General features: G+C 42.4%; 12 protein-coding genes. 7 read left to right on the top strand and 5 right to left on the bottom strand.

Going from position 1 to position 18,349, the window contains the following annotated elements; genetic code table 11:
• Positions 1-35 precede the first annotated feature (35 nt).
• From FO442_RS05925 to FO442_RS05915, 3 genes are all read right to left on the bottom strand, one after another.
• Positions 36-770, bottom strand: a complete 735-nt coding sequence (locus tag FO442_RS05925; RefSeq protein WP_144332233.1) for a hypothetical protein — start codon at positions 768-770, stop codon at positions 36-38.
• A 44-nt stretch (positions 771-814) separates the two neighbouring features.
• Positions 815-3,358, bottom strand: a complete 2,544-nt coding sequence (locus FO442_RS05920; protein WP_144332232.1) for a T9SS-dependent M36 family metallopeptidase — start codon at positions 3,356-3,358, stop codon at positions 815-817.
• A gap of 94 nt (positions 3,359-3,452) precedes the next feature.
• Positions 3,453-6,827, bottom strand: coding sequence for a DEAD/DEAH box helicase (locus tag FO442_RS05915; protein WP_144332231.1), 3,375 nt, complete (start codon positions 6,825-6,827; stop codon positions 3,453-3,455).
• Between the two features lie 166 nt (positions 6,828-6,993).
• Between FO442_RS05915 and FO442_RS05910 the strand changes: the two genes are divergently transcribed.
• From FO442_RS05910 to FO442_RS05895, 4 genes are all read left to right on the top strand, one after another.
• Positions 6,994-8,148 carry a cystathionine gamma-synthase gene (locus FO442_RS05910; RefSeq protein WP_246073820.1) on the top strand — a complete coding sequence of 385 codons (1,155 nt, stop codon included), beginning with the start codon at positions 6,994-6,996 and terminating at the stop codon, positions 8,146-8,148.
• A gap of 137 nt (positions 8,149-8,285) precedes the next feature.
• Complete coding sequence (locus tag FO442_RS05905; RefSeq protein ID WP_186279932.1) at positions 8,286-8,993, top strand: SDR family NAD(P)-dependent oxidoreductase; 708 nt, start codon at positions 8,286-8,288, stop codon at positions 8,991-8,993.
• 130 nt (positions 8,994-9,123) lie between these two features.
• Positions 9,124-11,289: a M43 family zinc metalloprotease gene (locus tag FO442_RS05900; protein WP_144332229.1), complete on the top strand. Its 2,166-nt coding sequence runs from the start codon at positions 9,124-9,126 to the stop codon at positions 11,287-11,289.
• Positions 11,290-11,484: 195 nt separating this feature from the next.
• The gene (locus FO442_RS05895; RefSeq protein ID WP_144332228.1) at positions 11,485-13,668 is read left to right on the top strand and encodes a M43 family zinc metalloprotease; all 2,184 of its coding nucleotides are present in this window, start codon (positions 11,485-11,487) and stop codon (positions 13,666-13,668) included.
• 74 nt (positions 13,669-13,742) lie between these two features.
• On the opposite strand, the gene FO442_RS05890 is transcribed toward FO442_RS05895, so the two are convergent.
• Together FO442_RS05890 and FO442_RS05885 are read right to left on the bottom strand one after the other, a co-directional pair.
• The gene (locus FO442_RS05890) at positions 13,743-14,216 is read right to left on the bottom strand and encodes a hypothetical protein (protein ID WP_144332227.1); all 474 of its coding nucleotides are present in this window, start codon (positions 14,214-14,216) and stop codon (positions 13,743-13,745) included.
• A 73-nt stretch (positions 14,217-14,289) separates the two neighbouring features.
• A complete protein-coding gene (locus tag FO442_RS05885) occupies positions 14,290-15,009 on the bottom strand; it encodes a 3'-5' exonuclease (protein WP_144332226.1) in 720 nt (239 codons plus the stop codon).
• Positions 15,010-15,135: 126 nt separating this feature from the next.
• On the opposite strand from FO442_RS05885, the gene FO442_RS05880 reads away from it, so the two are divergent.
• Genes FO442_RS05880 through FO442_RS05870 form a run of 3 tightly spaced genes read left to right on the top strand, consistent with a single transcriptional unit; the run spans position 15,136 to position 18,291 of the window.
• The gene (locus FO442_RS05880; RefSeq protein ID WP_144332225.1) at positions 15,136-15,618 is read left to right on the top strand and encodes a GAF domain-containing protein; all 483 of its coding nucleotides are present in this window, start codon (positions 15,136-15,138) and stop codon (positions 15,616-15,618) included.
• The gene (locus tag FO442_RS05875) at positions 15,594-17,129 is read left to right on the top strand and encodes an Ig-like domain-containing domain (RefSeq protein WP_144332224.1); all 1,536 of its coding nucleotides are present in this window, start codon (positions 15,594-15,596) and stop codon (positions 17,127-17,129) included. Before FO442_RS05880 ends, FO442_RS05875 begins: the two co-directional genes overlap by 25 nt.
• The gene (locus FO442_RS05870; protein WP_186279930.1) at positions 17,122-18,291 is read left to right on the top strand and encodes a lysylphosphatidylglycerol synthase transmembrane domain-containing protein; all 1,170 of its coding nucleotides are present in this window, start codon (positions 17,122-17,124) and stop codon (positions 18,289-18,291) included. Before FO442_RS05875 ends, FO442_RS05870 begins: the two co-directional genes overlap by 8 nt.
• The last annotated feature ends 58 nt before the right edge of the window (positions 18,292-18,349 follow it).

The following is an 18,349-nucleotide window of genomic DNA, read 5'->3' as shown; positions in this document are numbered from 1 at the left end:
ATAAGCCATCTCCGGCCGGATATGCGTTGATCTGATTATTCAAATAGTGCTGTTATGTCATGGAGTTCCCGAACGTTTTTACCGGTACACGCATCTGTTCCAAGAAATACAGAACGAATAGGTTCTCCTTTTTTAGATAGAAAGAGATCATAATAGTCAACACACATGCTGGAACCTCCTGCATTCCGAATAATGATCCCTGCAATCAACATATTATCTTTGTATTTCAAACCGCTTCCATAAAAGAAATAACTTTTGTTCAGCATAGAAACAGTGCTCCATTGTTCCTTAAAATCCAAATTCAAACAGGTGATTTTCACGATATAAGATGACTGCCAATCATTGGATATTCCTGTAAAATCATCCCCCATGAAATAAATTCTGTTTTCCAAAGACACAGCACCTCTGATAGCAAAGTCATTTACGGCATGATAAGAAACAATCTGATCTCCCAGAGTCTTTACAAACAATGAATACTTTTTGTTATTGTAAAAGAACTTTTTCCGGGTCAATAAAAACAGGTTTTTCCTTAATTTCCTGATCTGGTATAATGCCGATGAATCCTTTAAAGTTGATGCATTGAGTTTAAGGATCGAATCGAAATTGTTTCGTCGCAGATTTCCGCTATCCAGCTTTTTTTCTCCTAAAATAGCATCCAAAGGATTTTCAAAAGCTTCTTTATCAGAAGTAAAAAACTCCTTTGCAAAATCTGAAGTCGCTAAAAACAAGAGCATAAAACCAAAAAAGGAGCTGACAAATAGGTATTTCATAGGAATCAGTCTGTCAGCTCCTTTTTACAACAATCGTGCTACGATTAGAATTTTTCCATCCGGATTGTTTCCAATCCGTTTGATGTTTGAATTTTCATTAAATACAATCCTTTATTCAGGTTGCTGATATCTAAAACAACTTCCTTACTGCTGTTTTCAATTGTTTTAGCATAAACGGTTTTTCCGCTTAAATCAACCAATTCAACTCTTTCTATTCCCGAAACAGTGTTTTTAACGGTCATTTTTCCGTTGCTTGGATTCGGGTATACCTGAACGTGGACAGCCGCTTTATTTTCGGATAATCCCAGCGTACATTCAACCGGCAAGTCAAATGCTTCTACCTGGTCGTTGCGGTCGTCCGAGTCTCCCTGATCGGCTGAAAAGCCAACACCTCTTTTAGCAAATACTTTCCAGATCAGGCATTTGTTTGCGCCTCCATAAAGGATTTGGTCCGCCGCAAGAATTCCATCACGCCCGTCTACAAATCCGGGGCCGCAAGCAGTTAATTTCAAACCTTCAATCACCAGGTTCATTGCCTTATTATTTCCTCCTGTTCCGGTTTTGACATTCGGATCAAATCCGTATTCGTCAATCAACGCCCAGTTCAAATCCCACAGGATCGTTGCCCAAACAAATCCGATTCCGTGCGGTTGACTCAACGCATTACTATTCGTATTTCCATACGTATAATCGTTGATCGCAAAATCCGTGGAATAGGGTGCCGGGCGGATTCCTCCCCCGTTATTCGGTTCATTTGTAACATAAGTTCCAACTCCTCTTCCATCTGTTCCCTGATCTGATGCAACTTGTGTGATCATCAATCCGAACCAGTCGGACCAACCTTCCCCCATTTGCTCGGCATTCCATAAGCAATCGGTGTCATCACCGCCACCAATCAAACGGTTTGAAATTCCATGTCCGTATTCGTGGGCAATAATCATATTATCAAAATCGGAATCAGTTGCCGTTAAATCTCCCGGATTTACAATGGTTCCGTTTACTGCAATTCCCTGATTCAGCTGATTCACGAACGCATCTCCGTTTGGTTTTGAAACCATAATAGCCGGAATTGTTTCCGCTCCCGTACCACCACCCATCGCCTGGGTACTTGTTCCTGTATTATTCATAACGATTACTGCCAAAGCCCCAAAATTTTGACAGGCAATGACTTTTTCAGAGAAGGTACAAGAACCTCTTCGAACCAGGGCGATTTTCCCCGCCAGGGCAGCACCGTTTGTAATCAATCCACAAGCATCTGTTGTATCCGTTCCGTCATCAATTACCAAAACCATGTCTTCCGTAATCGGAATATTTGGGACCGGAGGCCCGAATCCAGCTGTAGAACAGGAATAAGAACCCGAAATGATTGCCGGTGAGTTGATCGTGAGTAAGTCCGGAACATTGCTTTCCGTCCATAAATACATTTGCATCCGCGGATTCATTCCATCCGGCGGTGTTCCAAAATTTGCATTGTTTGTTCCGCTTCCATCCTGCGCATCAGCCATAACCTGGTCTTGTCCGAATGCCGAACCGGAATAATTCATTTCCTGGAAATTTCCACTCTCCTCATCAAAACCATAGTGCGCCCAAATGTCATGCATCATGTTATTCATGTAGAACAGGTTGGTAATCACCGCATCCAGATTTCCCTGAACTCCGACTAATGAATCGTAGGCAAAATCAAAATTCAGAGCCACGCCCCCGTCCGGTGAATAACCCGGAACATCGTCGTTATCGATATCATCTGATGCATAGACATTGTTTCCTCGTGTAATGGTATATTCGTCACCGGCAATTCCGTCTGTATCGTGCCATCCAAAGGGAGAAAAAGTTGCATCTGAAGGATTCACTACCATCACGCGATCTCCGTGAGCCGGGCTGATATTCGGCAGTGCATATACTTTGTATTGATCTGTTCCCGGAGGCGGTGGCGGAACCATCATTGCCTGAGCAGCACGGTGATTTTCACCGGAGCAATGTTCTGCAGAACAATGGCTGATCCAGTCATTTTGAAAGATTACTTCTCCTGTTTCCGCGTTCAGCCTCATCGACCACCAATGTTCCGAATTCAACGGATAAATGCTCAAGTCCCACAGGTACATCAATTGCCCGTTGTGCTGACCAAGAACTAATTTTACGGGGATGTCTTCTTTCGAAATTCCTTCCTTTGAAAATAGAAAACTGTTGTTTTTATTCTGAATCTGTCTCAAATCGGCCGCAGTCAAATCCAGGTGTTTCAACGAAGCATTTACCGCTCCCGCAGCACTCAATGTTGGATGATTAGTTGGTTCAGATACGGAAACAAAATTCGTCGTCACATGGATTACTTCCTTATCGCGCAGCGTAACTATTCCGAATCCATCGACAATTGAAATGCCGTTTTTGGTTTGACGTACTTTTACATGTTTTGCATCGGAAGCTTTCGAGGATGCACTGGAAACCAATTCCAGGTTAGCGAAGTCAGCAGCTTTCAGGTTCCATACACTTGCATGTTCCTGCAAATAACGCTGAATTGAAACCAATTCGCTTTGTCCGAAACAAACTTGTATGAGTGTCAGGAACAAAAAAGAGGAGAGTAGCTTTTTCATTTTCAGTTTTTTAAGTTGTCCAATGTACAAAAAAAGACAAGAAAAGTAAAAGCTTTGAAAAAAAGACCTTGAGTAAACTTGTTAAAGGGGCCCCCTAGTAATTTAAATGCCAGCCTCGTTGATTCATCACGCGATGAAAAGTTACCAAATCCTCTCCGTTGGGGATTTGGGCATAACTGTTTTTGAATCGGACCTCATCACCTTCAATTGCTTCAATCTCCAGTCCATAAGGGAAAAAAAATGTCCGATCCGGAACCTGACTTGTCTCCAATTCCTGCAAAAATCTCCGCAGCAAGTTCACCGATTCGTTTTCGGACAACTCGAAATCAGCGGCCTTTACCGAGGTAAAAAAGTGCATTTCCTGTTTCGCTCTGGTCAATAACACATTCAGGCGCTTGTGCCCATTAACCTGATTTAAAGGTCCGAAACGCATTTGGAATGATCCCTCCGGGTTTCTTCCGTAACCCAAACTGATAATCAGACAATCCGCTTCATCTCCCTGTACATTTTCCAATGCTTTAAAAAACAAGGTGTTTTCTTCCTGCTTGAGGGTGATTAGTTCCTGTACACGCAGCGAACAGGCTTTCCAAATCGTTTTTAACTGTTCTTCGGAAAAAGCAACGATCCCAAGTGTTTGTTTGTCCCAGTTCTTAAATGATTCCAGGTAATCTGCAACTGCTTGTGCCTCTGCCGGATTTTTCCTTTCTTCAAAAACCCCGTTCCCGGTATAGTGATGAAAAAGCACTTGCTTGCTTTTCGGAGACGGGTAAACAATCAATTCATCCTTGTAAAAGTGTTTATTTGAAAAGCGGATCAGTTCCGGGTATTCGGAGCGGTAATGATGTCTCAGCGGAACGCGTTCAAAATAATACGAAGCCTGGTGCAGCAGATCATGGAATCCGAAATTCTTTCCGAAATAAGCAGATGGCGCCATTTGCTGTTCATCTCCTGCAACCAATGCTCTTTTGGAACGGAACAAGGAACCCAGGGAACTTGGCAATGGAAGCTGGCTGGCTTCATCAAAAAGCACCAAATCAAATAGGTTCACTTCCAAGGGGAAATGATCTGCCACCTGGTTGGGCGTTGCCAGCCAAATCGGGACCAGTAACTGGACCCATTCTTTTGCATCACTCGCGATCAGGTTCCGGATCGTGATCGTATTGCGCGATTTCGCAAATTCTTTCACTAACAGTGATTTCCCCTTTTTTAATCGTGTTTTGAGCTCTTTTTGAGCAGGAGAAAGTTTTTGAGCAGGTGTCCGCAGGAGTTCTTCGAAGTCCGAAAATTGCTTTTGGATCCGGAAGCGAAGGGAACGCGCAAAATCAGCAAATTCGGTATTTTCCGTTTCGATCAAGGCATCCAGCCGTTCCTTTAAGGAATCGCCGGAAAATTTGACCAGCTCCGGATTCAGTGATTCTATTTTCTTTAACGAACTGAACAGGATCAACGCTTGCATCTCTTCCCATGAATTTGCCCGGTCAAGTAACAGAAAGAAAAAACGCGGAAGTTGTTTGAGGTCTTCGTAAAGTCCACTCAATTCTACAAATTCAGCTTGTTTCCGAAGTAAAAAATCAGATAACATCTCCGATTCTTTCCAGTCGAAATAACGCACCAGGTTCGACCGCAATTCGTTAAGCTCTGGCCCCGATTCAATGATTGTCTGTCGTCGCTCTTTCGGCCACGAAGCAATTTCACTTAATACCGAACCGCTTTCCTTTTCCAGGCTGCTTGCGTATCTTATTCCCATTTCCAGGGCGTGCCGGTTCGCATCCAGCCCCAATTCACGGAAGTATCCTTCCAACTCTTTTATTTTTTCTGTTTCAGCTAGGTAATCTTTCCAGTTTGCAAGTGCAATTTCCGGCAGGACCGACGGATCATTCAGCAATTTTGCAATGGTTTTTTTCCGTCTGTGAAGCTGGAGCCAGGTGGTGGATTTTTCCCAGGATTCCAACTGGCTTTTCGAAGGGATCTGTTTCCAGATTTGATTTTCGTTATGAGCACTTGCAAGCTTATCCTTTAATTCTTCCAAAAGAAGCACGTGTTTGCGGAATTTCTTCCATTCTTTGGGCTTGGAAATTAACCGGCTGTATGCTTTGTATTGTTCGTTTTCAACCAGTTGGCAGCGACCCAATACAGCAATGGTCCTTTCCAGGTCACTGAACGTAATCAGGTCTTTCATCCTGGCTTGCAGCGAATTCAGACTGTTCAAACTGTTTTTGATCAACTGATCTCCATTCCATTGCTCAAAGAAAGCCGGTTTTAAACCGTTCAATTTAGAAAATCCCTTCAGCTGCAAATCCACTTTTTGGATGGTCGGTTTGTATTTCAACCATTCGTCCAGGTCCGGAATCAAACTGGAAAATTTTTCCTCTTGAATAGGTGTTTCGCGGAGCAGCTCCCGAAGCACTTTGTATGAAACTCCTGCAAAATAATCGGAAGTATTTAACCGATCGAGCAGCAATTGCAGGTTTGCATACAACTGTTCCGACAGTCGCAGGTTGACAGCCGGCTCTGTGACAGAACTTTCTATCTTGTTCCAGGTCGTTTTCAACTGAGTCAATAAATCCTTTGACTTGGTTTGACTATGCACGACAAATGCAAAAGGGTCCAGTTCCAATTCTGAAAGTTTTTTGACCAATACATCCAATGCAACTTTCTTTTCGGAAACAACCAATGTCTTTAATTGATTGTTTAAGGTTTTCCCGATAATATTAATTAAAACCTGCGATTTACCGGTTCCGGGAGGACCTTGTAACAACACATTTTTTGATTTCAGCGTATTCAAAACCTGTTTTTGGTCCGTGTCGGCAGGTTCTATTAGATCAGGAGGGAAATCCAGTTCTTCAGGATCTTCAAAATCATTTCCCAATAACTGCTGAACCAGTGAGCTCTTGATTTCCGACCGTTCAATGCCTTCCAATTCCCGCAACAGGTGAAAACGGTGGTAATGAAAATTTCCAATATACAGTTCATGCGATAATTCAGCCTGAGGATTCAGCTTTTTAAACTGATCGCCGACCCAGTCCAATTTTTCTTCCAGGTCCAAATCATCCGGGAAATCTCTCAATGATTCTTTATTCCATTCGGAATACAGAAACCGAATGTATGGATTTATCTCCATAAATTCTTCCTGCAATTCCAGTTGAAGGGTATTATTTATGCGTGTATATTCCCAGTTCAAAGGAACAATGAGCAAAGGAGAGCGAATGGCTCCGGTCTGAATAGTGGACGAAACCGTTCCAAATACCAAACACAAGGAATTCACATCAGATTCCAGCCGGAATTTATTGGCTGTTTGCCAGATCGTTTTCCAGTTTCCATCCACTTGAACCTGAAATTTATCCTGTGGCAACTCATTCAGACGGACCAGCGAATGAGCTGACTCTGTCAGATTTACCAGCATGTCTGTCCGGGGCATGTCTGACAAAGCATGGATAAAATCGCCGATATTTGTTGAAGGATAACTCATGGAACCACCTGACGAAAATAATGAAAAGGAAGGAACTGGAAATCTTCGCCGTTCAAACCGTCCATTTTTCCCTGCTAAGATACAAAGACGCAAAGTTTAACATGAAAATGAGAAATAATCCGAAGATTGTTACTTTTGTTATTCGATTAAAATGAATCCATTTTCTATGAAAGAACAAGATATGAAATTCGGTACCAAAGCGATTCATGCGGGCGTACATCCTGATGAAACTACCGGGGCGATCATGACTCCGATTTTTCAAACTTCCACCTATGTTCAGGAATCTCCCGGAGTAAATAAAGGCTACGGGTATGCAAGAGGAAAAAATCCAACCCGGGAGGCATTGCAGGCAAATATCGCTGCGCTGGAAAATGGAAAACACTGTGTATGTTTTAGTAGCGGTGTTGCGGCAACAGATGCTGTATTGAAATTATTACAACCGGGCGATGAGGTGATTACCGGAGATGATTTGTACGGCGGAACCTACCGTTTGTTTACAAAAATCTATGAAAAATTCGGGATCAAATTCCATTTCATCGACTTGACCAATGCGGAAAATGTAACCAATTATATCAATGCAAACACCAAACTGATTTGGGCGGAAACACCCACTAACCCGACCATGCAGATCATCGATATTGAAGCAGTTGCTAAAATTGCGAAAGCCAACGATCTTATTTTGGTTGCCGACAATACCTTCGCATCTCCCTACTTACAAAATCCGCTGGATTTGGGCGCAACGATTGTCATGCATTCCGTTACGAAATATTTGGGCGGACACTCGGATGTGGTAATGGGAGCTCTGATCACCAACGACACGGCAATCCATGAACAATTGTACTTTATATTGAACAGTTCCGGAGCAAATCCGGGCCCAATGGATTCTTTCCTGGTATTGAGAGGAATTAAAACACTGCACCTGCGGATGCAGCGTCATTGTGAGAATGGAAAGCAAATTGCACATTTCCTGAAAGATCATCCTGCAATTGAAAAAGTATACTGGCCGGGCTTCCCGGAACACCCGAACCATGAAATTGCAAAAAAGCAAATGCGTGATTTCGGCGGAATGATTTCCATCGTTTTAAAAGACAAAAGCATTGAAAACACTTATCGTGTTGCTTCCTCATTCCACGTTTTCTCATTGGCAGAATCTTTGGGAGGGGTTGAATCACTGATCAATCACCCGGCAACCATGACACATGCGTCTATTCCGAAGGAAGAAAGAGAAAAGGCAGGTGTTGTAGACAACCTACTTCGTCTGAGTGTCGGGGTGGAACATGTGGATGACCTGATCGCAGATTTAAAACAGGCTTTGGCATAAATCAATAGATGTCATATGAAAAAGCGTTTCTCCTAAATAGGATGGAACGCTTTTTTTATTTAGGATATAAAACTCTTTTCAATTCCCATTCTCGATTAGTTTTTGCATTTTGCATGCATCTTTTTGAATTTAATAACATGGTAATCATAACAGGCACCTCCAGGGGAATTGGAAAAGCAATCGCAGAAAATTATTTGTCCTTGAACGAAAAGGTAATCGGTATAGGGAGAAACCACCCGATTTCCCATCCACAGTATTCATCAATCCACTGCGACTTAAGCATTCCTGAATCGGTTGAACAAATTTCTTTCCCGGACCTGAGTCTTGAAGCGGTGGTCTTTATTCACAACGCCGGTATTCTGGGAACTGTAGATTACTTCGAAAAACTGGATTCCACTGAAATTTCCCGTGTAATGCAAGTTAATTTGTTTGCAGGAGCCGTTATTTTGCAAAAATTACTTCGTCAAATTCCCAAATCGCAGTCCTTCAAATCAATTTTCATTAGTTCGGGGGCAGGAAAAACCCCCATTGCGTCCTGGGCATCTTATTGTGCATCCAAAGCCGCGGTTGATCTGTTTTGCCAGACTATCCAGGAGGAGGAACAGCAACTCGGCAGAAAAAACTTTCATTGCCTTTCCGTGGCCCCCGGGGTTGTTGATACGGACATGCAGACGTTCATCAGAAACACCGATGAACAAGCTTTCAGGGAAGTGGCCCGTTTTAAAGAATACAAAAATTCAAACCAGCTTTTCTCCCCGGAACTTGTTGCGAAAAAATTATTCAAACTGGTCCATGAAACGCCTCTGGAGCAAGTACTCTATTCACTCCGCGATATCCATTTGTGAATTAAAATTTAAATTATTGTTACCCAGATCGGTTAAACTTTTTAAAGAAGGCTTCATTTTTTAAACAAATGTTGTAACTTGTTGCACTCAAATTATGCTTACTTAGTAAAACTAGCTAGAACTTTAGATAATGAAAAAGCAGCTTTCTACTCTTTTAACCTTCACACTATGCGTTTCTAATGTTGTCTTCTCACAAATTCCCGAACGGAAATTGGACAGGGAAAACATGCGTCAGGGAGAGCACGTCGAATATTGTACTACCCACAAAAAAATGAATCAGCTTTTAGCTGATCCTGCCCGTGCCACACAATTTGCCAAGGAACAACAGGCATTCGAGGAATTACTTCTTGCAAAAAAAGGAGACCATTCAACCAAAGCACTTGTTTACACCATTCCGGTTGTATTCCATGTACTTCACAACGGCGGAGAAGAAAATATTTCCAGGGATCAGATCCTTTCTGCACTGGACATTCTGAACAGAGATTATGCGATGTTAAATTCGGATACCCTTTTTGTACAGGCCCCTTTCCAAAGCATTCGAAGCAAAGTAGATGTCAAATTTGCACTTGCAACCAAAGCACCGAACGGAGCTTGTTTTTCCGGGATTACAAGAACCCAAAGTCCGCTAACATTCAATGGTGATGATGGTGGTGCACAGGTGAATGCCATTGTTGCCGGAAATGATGTTTACAATGGTCAATGGCCCGGAAACAAGTATTTAAACATTTTCATTTGCCAGGATATCGGTGGTGCCGCAGGTTACACAACGAATCCAGGAAGCTGGTCGGCATCCGCAATGACAAACGGAATTTGGGTTTTGAGCGATTATGTCGGCGATATCGGTACTTCAACTCCATACACAAGTCGTACATTGACACATGAAGTCGGTCACTGGTTAAACTTGTCTCATGTATGGGGAGGAACAAATAATCCGGGCGTGAGCTGCGGAAATGATGCGGTTGCGGACACACCGGCTTGCATCGGATCAACTTCCTGTTCCCTCAGTGCCAATACCTGCAGCAGCGACAATGCATATTGGGGATTTGACCAGATAGACAACGTAGAAAATTACATGGATTATTCTTACTGTTCCAGAATGTTTACAGCCGGTCAGGTGAACCGTATGCGAACCGCACTTACCGTAAGTTCAACCGGAAGGGCCAATGTAGTATCTGCAGCCAACCTGGCAGCAGTCGGCGCAACCACCGCACCTGTTCTTTGTTCGGCAAGATTCAGTGCACCGAGAAGAATCATTTGTGCAGGAGAATCCATCCAGTTCTCAGACGAATCTTTCAATACAGCATCCGGATGGAACTGGTCATTTACCGGTGGATCACCTGCAACTTCAACGGTTCAAAACCCGACTGTCTTGTATAATACACCCGGAACTTATGCTGTTCAGCTGGAAGCTACGGACGGATCGAATTCAAACACGGCGGCTATCGCAGGTTATATTACGGTTCTTCCTGCCGCAACCGGCATTCCGTATTATGAGAGTTTTGAGACATTCACCAATTTTACAAGCCCCAACTGGTTTGTAACGAATGGCGGCGGGAATGCGTGGACCGTAACTACTGCTGTTGGACGTACCGGGACAAATTCCGCAAAACTGGAAAATTTCGGCGAAACTGCCACTCAAACGGATGAATTGGAATCACACTCCATTGATTTATCCGGAATCACTTCCGCTACCAATGCAACACTTTCGTTCAGATATGCTTATCGCAAAAGAACTTCTACCAATACGGATTTATTGAAAGTATTCGCTACAAAAGATTGTGGAGAAACATGGGATGTACGTAAAACATTAACCGCTTCAACTATGTCCGGATCGAATCTGGCAGCAACGCAATGGACACCGACTCCTGCTGACTGGGTAACTGTTCACGTGACCAATATAACAAGTGTGTACTGGAACGAAAATTTCCGCTTCAAATTCCAGTTTACTGCCGGAGGTGGAAACAATATCTATCTGGACGATATTAATCTTTATGCCGGAGCACCATCCGATGATATTGTTTTAGGATTAAATGATGCCGAGTTCCTTGAGGATATCCGTTTATTCCCGAATCCGGCGGAAAATGAACTTCAGATCAGCTTTAGTTCTCAAACAGGAAATAATCCGTTGGAGTTCATTATAACCGATCTTTCAGGAAAAATGATCCGATCCATGCCTGTGAATGCGCATGAAGGATCAAATATCGTATTCGTTGAGACTTCCGATTTGTCTGCAGGAACTTATTTAATTCAGATAAAAGGTTCTGTTCAAAGGACATTCTCGTTTGTAAAAAGATAATTTTAGGTTTATGGAATAAGGTTGGAAAATAATTTCCAACCTTATTTATTTCTGTTTAATCAACAATTCAGACACTTAAGGCAAAAGTTTCTACACACCATTGAAAAAGTGTGTAAATTTCGCAAATCGAACTGTACTCTATTTCCAACTTTCCCACATCATTTAAATCATTATAGTAATAAACTAGCTAGAAAAATGAAAAAACAATTTTACTCGCTCCTAGGTATCTCTCTTCTTTCTGCCACATGGAGTTTTGCTCAACAGCAAGGGCGCATCTTAGATAAAAGCAATATGCGTCAGGGCGAAGATGTAGAATACTGCATCACCCATAAAAAAATGAACGAGCTTAAATCAAATCCGGAATTTGCCAAACAATATGCAAAAGAGCAAGCGGAATTTGAAAATCTGATGTTGGCTAAAAAAGGAGACAACAGTACTACAAAAGCTGTCGTTTATACGGTACCGGTAGTTTTTCATATTTTACACGACAACGGCAGTGAAAATATATCAAAAGACCAGATCATGTCTGCCCTGGCTATTTTGAACCGAGATTACGCGATGTTAAATCCTGATACAGCAACCGTTCAGGCACCTTTCCAATCACTTAGAAGCAAGGTTGACATTAAGTTTGTACTTGCTACCAAAGCACCGAACGGAGCTTGTTTTTCAGGAATCACAAGAACACAAAACGCCATCACCAATGACGGGTCTAACGGAACCGCTCAGATCAATGCAATTGTTGCAGGAAATGATGTGTATAACGGACAATGGCCGGGAAATAAATACATGAACGTATATGTTTGTAAAGACATCGGCGGAGCAGCAGGATACACTATGCTTCCCGCAAGCTGGTCGGCAAGCAGCATGCAAAACGGTATTTTCATCCTGCATAATTACATCGGGAACATCGGGACCTCTGCTGAATTCTCCAGCCGTGCCCTAACGCATGAAGTTGGTCACTGGCTGAATTTGGATCACGTTTGGGGAGGGAACAACAACCCGGGATCTGCTGGCTGCGGCGGAACGGATAACGTCCAGGATACACCAGCAACTCAGGGTTCAACAACGTGTAATCCTGCAGCAAATACCTGTTCAACAGATAATGCTTACTGGGGATTTGATCAAATTGACAATGTTGAGAACTACATGGATTATTCTTATTGTTCAAAAATGTTTACAGCCGGACAGGTTACCCGTATGCGAACTGCAATAACAGTAAGTAGTACCGGTCGTGCAAATGTGATTTCTGCTGCCAATCTTACCGCTGTTGGAGCAAATACACCATTGGCACTTTGTACGGCTAAATTCAGCACTCCAAGAACAGTAATCTGTGCGGGAGAATCCATTACATTCACAGACGAATCTTACAATATTGCAACAGGATGGACATGGAGTTTCACTGGTGGTTCACCGGCTTCTTCGACTGTTCAAAACCCAACGGTTACTTACAATACGCCTGGAACGTATGCCGTTCAGTTACAAGCTACTGACGGATCGAATTCAAATACAGCAACCATTGCGGGTTACATCACTGTATTGCCTGCGGGAGGAAACCTTCCTTTCTATGAAAGTTTCGAGGGATCCATGAACCTGAACAGTCCGAACTGGTTTGTTTACAATGGAGGCGGAAGCGCCTGGACAGTTACAAATACTGCTGCCAAAACCGGAACCAATTCAGCAAAACTGGATAATTTCAGCCAGTCGAGCACCGGACAAATCGACGAATTAATTTCCGGACCGATTGACTTGTCCAGCATTACGTCCGGAACGGGTGTTACTTTATCCTTCAGATATGCTTACAGAAAGAAAACTTCCACTAACACGGATTTATTAAAGGTATTCGTAACATCTGATTGTGGCGAAACCTGGGATGTACGCAAAACTCTGACGGCTGCAACTATGTCTGGAACAAACACAGCAACTTCTGCCTGGACCCCAAGTGCAGCTGATTGGGTAACCGTGCACGTAACAAACGTTACATCTACCTATTGGAATGACAACTTCCGATGCAAATTCCAAGCAAGTTCAGGAGGTGGTAATAACTTCTACATCGATGATATCAACATCTATTCCGGAGCGCCATCTGATAACCCGGTTACCGCCGGACTGGCTGACCTGGAAACGGTGGCCAACATCAATCTATTCCCGAACCCTGCTGACAATGAAGTTCAAATTTCATTCAGCTCACAGGCAGGAAACAATGGAATCCAGTTCTATGTAACAGATTTGACAGGAAAACAACTTCAACACCATACCATCAATGCAAACGAAGGAAACAACCTCGTTACCATTGCAACGGAAAATCTGTCTGCAGGAACTTATTTGATCCAAATGATTGATATAACAGGTCAAAGAACCTTGACCTTCGTTAAAAAGTAAATTAATAACTGAAACCAAATAAAAACCCCCTGACGAGCAATCATCAGGGGGTTTTCTTTTCCATTCGAATTCCGTCAGAATCCTCTTTTCTTTTTGATTTCATCAATGAAATCAGTCATTTGTTTTTTATCTGCGAAGTAAACTGTCACATTGGTTTCCATAAAAATCTTTGATCCGGATTTTTCATACACACTGGCATTCACCTTATCCAGATCGGTCAAAATGTTGCAGGAATACATCTCACCGTACTTATCGAAATGTTCAATTTTAAAAACATTATCCGTAATCACTTTTACGGAAACCTTCCGAACCGTCAACTCACGAACAGTTCCGTCTCCACGTTTGGTTAAAACAGTCGCATACAAATCATCCCCTACAATTTTTTGGTGGTATTCCAGGATTGTTCCATTAATTTCCATCAGAAAACACTTCGGTCCGTAAATAGTAATGGACTTGTCGTTATACTTAATCACTTCCTGTGCATTCAGGCAATTCAGGCTCATTAGGAAGATGCCAAAAAGCATCACTTTTTGTTTTGTCAAAATCATAAATTGTAGTTGTTTTGTAGTAATTTATTTTATCCCCTTACGGGAATCGTTTATTGCCCGCCGCTGCGAACTCCTATTTAATATAAATTTCACCTTCGTCAACCAAAGGTTCTCCATTCATCCTCAAAAATAACTGAATTAATGCAACCACATCCTTTTCGCAATAAATACGAATGCGGTTTAAGTCGCCTTCTTCATAATAAACCCGTGCTACGTCTGCTCCCGAAATATCATCCTTCGGGGTTGGAATTTTAAAAATATGACACAATAATGCCAAACTGGTGTATGCTTTATAATCCCCGAACTTCCACAACTCCATGGTATCCAAATGCTGAATTTCCCATGGTTTCTTTCCGGCCAGGTTCAGCACATTCGGCAAACCTATCCCATGGATCAGCAATCTTCGGCAGATAAACGGAATATCAAATTCCTTCGAATTGTGTCCGCACAAAACATGTTTCGGGGTATTGTAATTGTTTTCCAGCAAGCGCACGAATTGTTTTAATAACGTTTCTTCGTCCTCGTGTGCAAAAGAGGTCATGCGAATCGATTTACCAGTCACGGATTGATGTACAAATCCAACGGAAATACAGACTATTTTTCCAAATTCAGCATAAATCCCGGCTTTCTCGTTGTAAACGTCTGCTTTGGTTTTGTCTTCTGTCAGGTAGCGCGCATTTTTTGCGTCAAATAATTTCGTGGTTTCTAAATCCAGATCTGCGTAGTGATAAACTTCAGGTACTGTCTCAATGTCTAAGAAAAGAATTTTGTCTAATTGGCTCAAATCAAGCATACTAATTTTTGTTTTCCATTTAAGTTATGTAAAAATATCATTTACCGGAATGCATTTTTTCGATTTTTTTCCCAAATAAATCCATTTTTTAGACTTAAAGAATAGGATTCTTTACTTTTGTGCATTATGGCCGAAGAATTAATCATAGCTCAAACTTCCAAAGAGGAAAAATACAAGACCCTGCTCCCCCAGGTACATGCGTTGTGCGCAGGTGAACCGAATTTGGTTGCCAACCTGGCAAATATCACTTCCGCTTTAAAAATGACCTTCGATTTCTTTTGGGCAGGCTTCTACCTGGTTGAAAACGGGGAGTTGGTACTTGGGCCCTTCCAGGGTCCGATTGCCTGTACGCGAATTGCTTACGGAAAAGGAGTGTGCGGATCTTCTTGGAAACAAAATGAAACTTTGCTGGTTCCTGACGTAGATGCATTTCCGGGACACATTGCCTGTTCCGGTGAAAGCAAAAGTGAAATCGTGGTTCCTATCAGGAAAAATGGTCAGGTTATTGCTGTTCTGGACGTCGACAGTAATGTATTGAACAATTTTGACGAGATGGATGCACACTTTTTAAATGAACTTTGCGAATGGGTAGGTACTCACTGTTTCTAGGGCTTTTACTTTTATTGTTCGGGTGCGCCGAAATCGTTCCGTTAACTGGAGGGCCTGCTGATGAACGCGCTGCGGTTCCTGTACAGGGAACTCAAAATCCGGAACAGGGAGCATTACACGTGAATCAAAATGAATTGACCGTAAAATTCAATGAATACTTCACGCTGAATGATCCTGCAAATACGGCCGTTATGAACCCGGCAGCAGGTAAACTCGACATCACATCGAACAAACGGGAACTAAGTATTAAATGGGATAGCACACTTCAGGCAAATACCACGTATATTATTCAGTTGAACGGGACTATCAAGGATTTGAATGAAAAAAATGACACGATCCACCAGTTCGTTTTCTCAACAGGAGACCGGATCGATTCATTGAAGATCAATGGAGTTGTTACAGATGCGTTTTCCAATAAACCTTCAGCTGCATTTACGATCGGTCTATATGACTCTTTAACAGATCCGTACCAAAAAGCGCCCACTTATATTTGTAAAAGCAATGCCAAAGGTGAATTCGAATTCGCGTATTTGAAGGAAGGCCGGTATCAATTGTTTGCCTTCCTGGATTCTAATAAAGACCGGCTTCCCTCCATCGGGGAAAACATGGCTTACACTTCCAAACTGATTGCTAGCGGAGACAGCATATTCATTCACATCCTGGCCTCAAAACCCAAAAGTCCGTTAAAACAACTCCAGGTAAAACTATTGAATCCGGGTACATTCTATGCATTTGGGAAGGAATTGAATGAAGCGGACCTCAGCATTAACTCCCAACCGGTCCGGATCCTTAAACGGTATGCTCCGGACTCTCTTTTAGCTGTACTCCCAATTGCTTCAAATGAGGTGTATACTTTTATCGATGGTCCGGACACAATCACGAAGATCATTCCGCTGAAGGACCGGAGTAAGAACTTTTCCATTTCAAATAAAGTCTATAAAAATACGTGGTTATTGGGGGATACACTTCTTTTCGAAACCAACGAGCAAATCACGCAAGTAGACACTTCCCTGATTGTAATGGAGGACAAAACAAAAGTGAAGATTGCCTATGATTATTCTTTTTCTGGAAATCAGGTCCGGATCATTCCAAAATCCGCTACAGCCTTTGAACTGGTTGTCAATTTCAAAATGGGCGCCTTAAAAGGATCAGCCAATCAAAACGATTCCATCAAATTAGAGTTGAAAACAGTCCGGACATCCGATTTGTCAAACCTCCAACTGAATATCGGAAGTCTGAAGGGTCGCTGGGTGATTCAATTAATGGACGGTACCAATCCCATACGCACCTTTTTGAAAACCGACTCGGATTCCGTTATCAACTGGCTGAATTTGATTCCTGCAGTTTACCAGGTTCTTTGTATCCGGGATGTAAATGGGAACGGCAAATGGGACGCCGGGAATTGGGAGAAGAAAACACAACCGGAAGAGGTGGTCCGTTTTGATCTCAAATCCAAGCTCAGACCAAACTGGGATATTGAAGAAACCCTCGAACTCAAGACCGATGAGTGAACCCATTGAAAAAACCTTTAGTAAATGGAGAATTTATCTCGCTTTGCTGATTGGTGTTTCAATTTCGGGCGGGATCCTCGTTTACAGCTTTACGCGGACTGAATTTCACAAAGTAGAAAAAGGAACAGGGAGTTATGCCTGGGAAGATTTCAATCAAAACAAACGGATAGATTATACCGATCCGGGAGATTTCGCCTTAGTTCCCAATGGGGATTTCGAGAAAAAATCTGCTTATGAAGTGTTATCGGAAGTTTCATGGAACAGTACTACTTTTTTTTGGCTGTTTCTTGCACTTTTAGGAATGGTTGGACGTGATTTGGGCTATATGCTTCGCATCCGGATCCTGACAAAGAAGCAATTGAGCTGGCGGCAATCTTTCCAAGTGATTATGCTTTGGGAATTTGCTTCAGCACTTGCGCCTGGAGTTATGAGTGGTGCAACTGTCGCCATGTTCATCCTAAACAGGGAAAAAATTGCACTTGGTCGTGCAACAGCTATCGTGATCCTGACTGCATTCCTGGATAATTTATTTTACGTAGTCATTATTCCGCTTTTGTTTCTTCTCATGCCCGCTGGAAAATTATTTCCAAGTGCAGGAAATGAGTCGATGACCGTTGTTTTCTGGACCGGTTTTTCGGTTTTTGCGCTGTTGTGTATTGTCCTTTTTTCAAGTATTGTCCTTTATCCGAAACTGGTTTACCACCTGCTCACATTTATTACGCGTATTCCATTCCTGAAGCGCTTCCGTCCGGGTGCAGAAAAAACAGGTAATGATGTAAAGAATACAGCCGCTGAATTGAAAAAAGAACCGTTTTCCTTCTGGTTGAAGGCATTTGGGACTACTGTTTTCTCCTGGTCGTCCCGCTTTCTGGTAATTAATTTCATTATGCAGGCTTTCTTAAACCTGGGCTTCTTCCAGCAGGCACAAATTTTCACCAAACAATTTGTTCTGTGGATGTTCCTGAGAATTTCCCCTACTCCTGGCGGAAGTGGTGTTGCAGAGTGGGCATTTGGTGAATTATTGTCTGAATTCAGTACAAGTGTTATTCTTTTGGGAACGATGGCCGTATTGTGGCGACTGATCTCTTATTTCCCCTATTTGATTATCGGATCGGTCATTCTACCACGCTGGTTATCGAAACAACGGAAAAACAAAGACTAAATCGTTTTGAAGCGGTTCAAAAAAATGATGTCATTTCGGATATTATTCCTATCTTTGC

Origin of the sequence: Fluviicola chungangensis, from assembly GCF_007558725.1 — a bacterium.
Lineage (GTDB): Bacteria > Bacteroidota > Bacteroidia > Flavobacteriales_D > Crocinitomicaceae > Fluviicola > Fluviicola chungangensis.
This window is presented reverse-complemented; position numbering and strand designations above follow the sequence as displayed.

Bases quoted from the DNA above. Each gene is read 5' to 3' on its own strand.
- FO442_RS05925 (WP_144332233.1), bottom strand. From the start codon at position 770: ATGAAATACCTATTTGTCAGCTCCTTTTTTGGTTTTATGCTCTTGTTT.
- FO442_RS05920 (WP_144332232.1), bottom strand. From the start codon at position 3,358: ATGAAAAAGCTACTCTCCTCTTTTTTGTTCCTGACACTCATACAAGTT.
- FO442_RS05915 (WP_144332231.1), bottom strand. From the start codon at position 6,827: ATGAGTTATCCTTCAACAAATATCGGCGATTTTATCCATGCTTTGTCA.
- FO442_RS05910 (WP_246073820.1), top strand. From the start codon at position 6,994: ATGAAAGAACAAGATATGAAATTCGGTACCAAAGCGATTCATGCGGGC.
- FO442_RS05905 (WP_186279932.1), top strand. From the start codon at position 8,286: ATGGTAATCATAACAGGCACCTCCAGGGGAATTGGAAAAGCAATCGCA.
- FO442_RS05900 (WP_144332229.1), top strand. From the start codon at position 9,124: ATGAAAAAGCAGCTTTCTACTCTTTTAACCTTCACACTATGCGTTTCT.
- FO442_RS05895 (WP_144332228.1), top strand. From the start codon at position 11,485: ATGAAAAAACAATTTTACTCGCTCCTAGGTATCTCTCTTCTTTCTGCC.
- FO442_RS05890 (WP_144332227.1), bottom strand. From the start codon at position 14,216: ATGATTTTGACAAAACAAAAAGTGATGCTTTTTGGCATCTTCCTAATG.
- FO442_RS05885 (WP_144332226.1), bottom strand. From the start codon at position 15,009: ATGCTTGATTTGAGCCAATTAGACAAAATTCTTTTCTTAGACATTGAG.
- FO442_RS05880 (WP_144332225.1), top strand. From the start codon at position 15,136: ATGGCCGAAGAATTAATCATAGCTCAAACTTCCAAAGAGGAAAAATAC.
- FO442_RS05875 (WP_144332224.1), top strand. From the start codon at position 15,594: ATGGGTAGGTACTCACTGTTTCTAGGGCTTTTACTTTTATTGTTCGGG.
- FO442_RS05870 (WP_186279930.1), top strand. From the start codon at position 17,122: ATGAGTGAACCCATTGAAAAAACCTTTAGTAAATGGAGAATTTATCTC.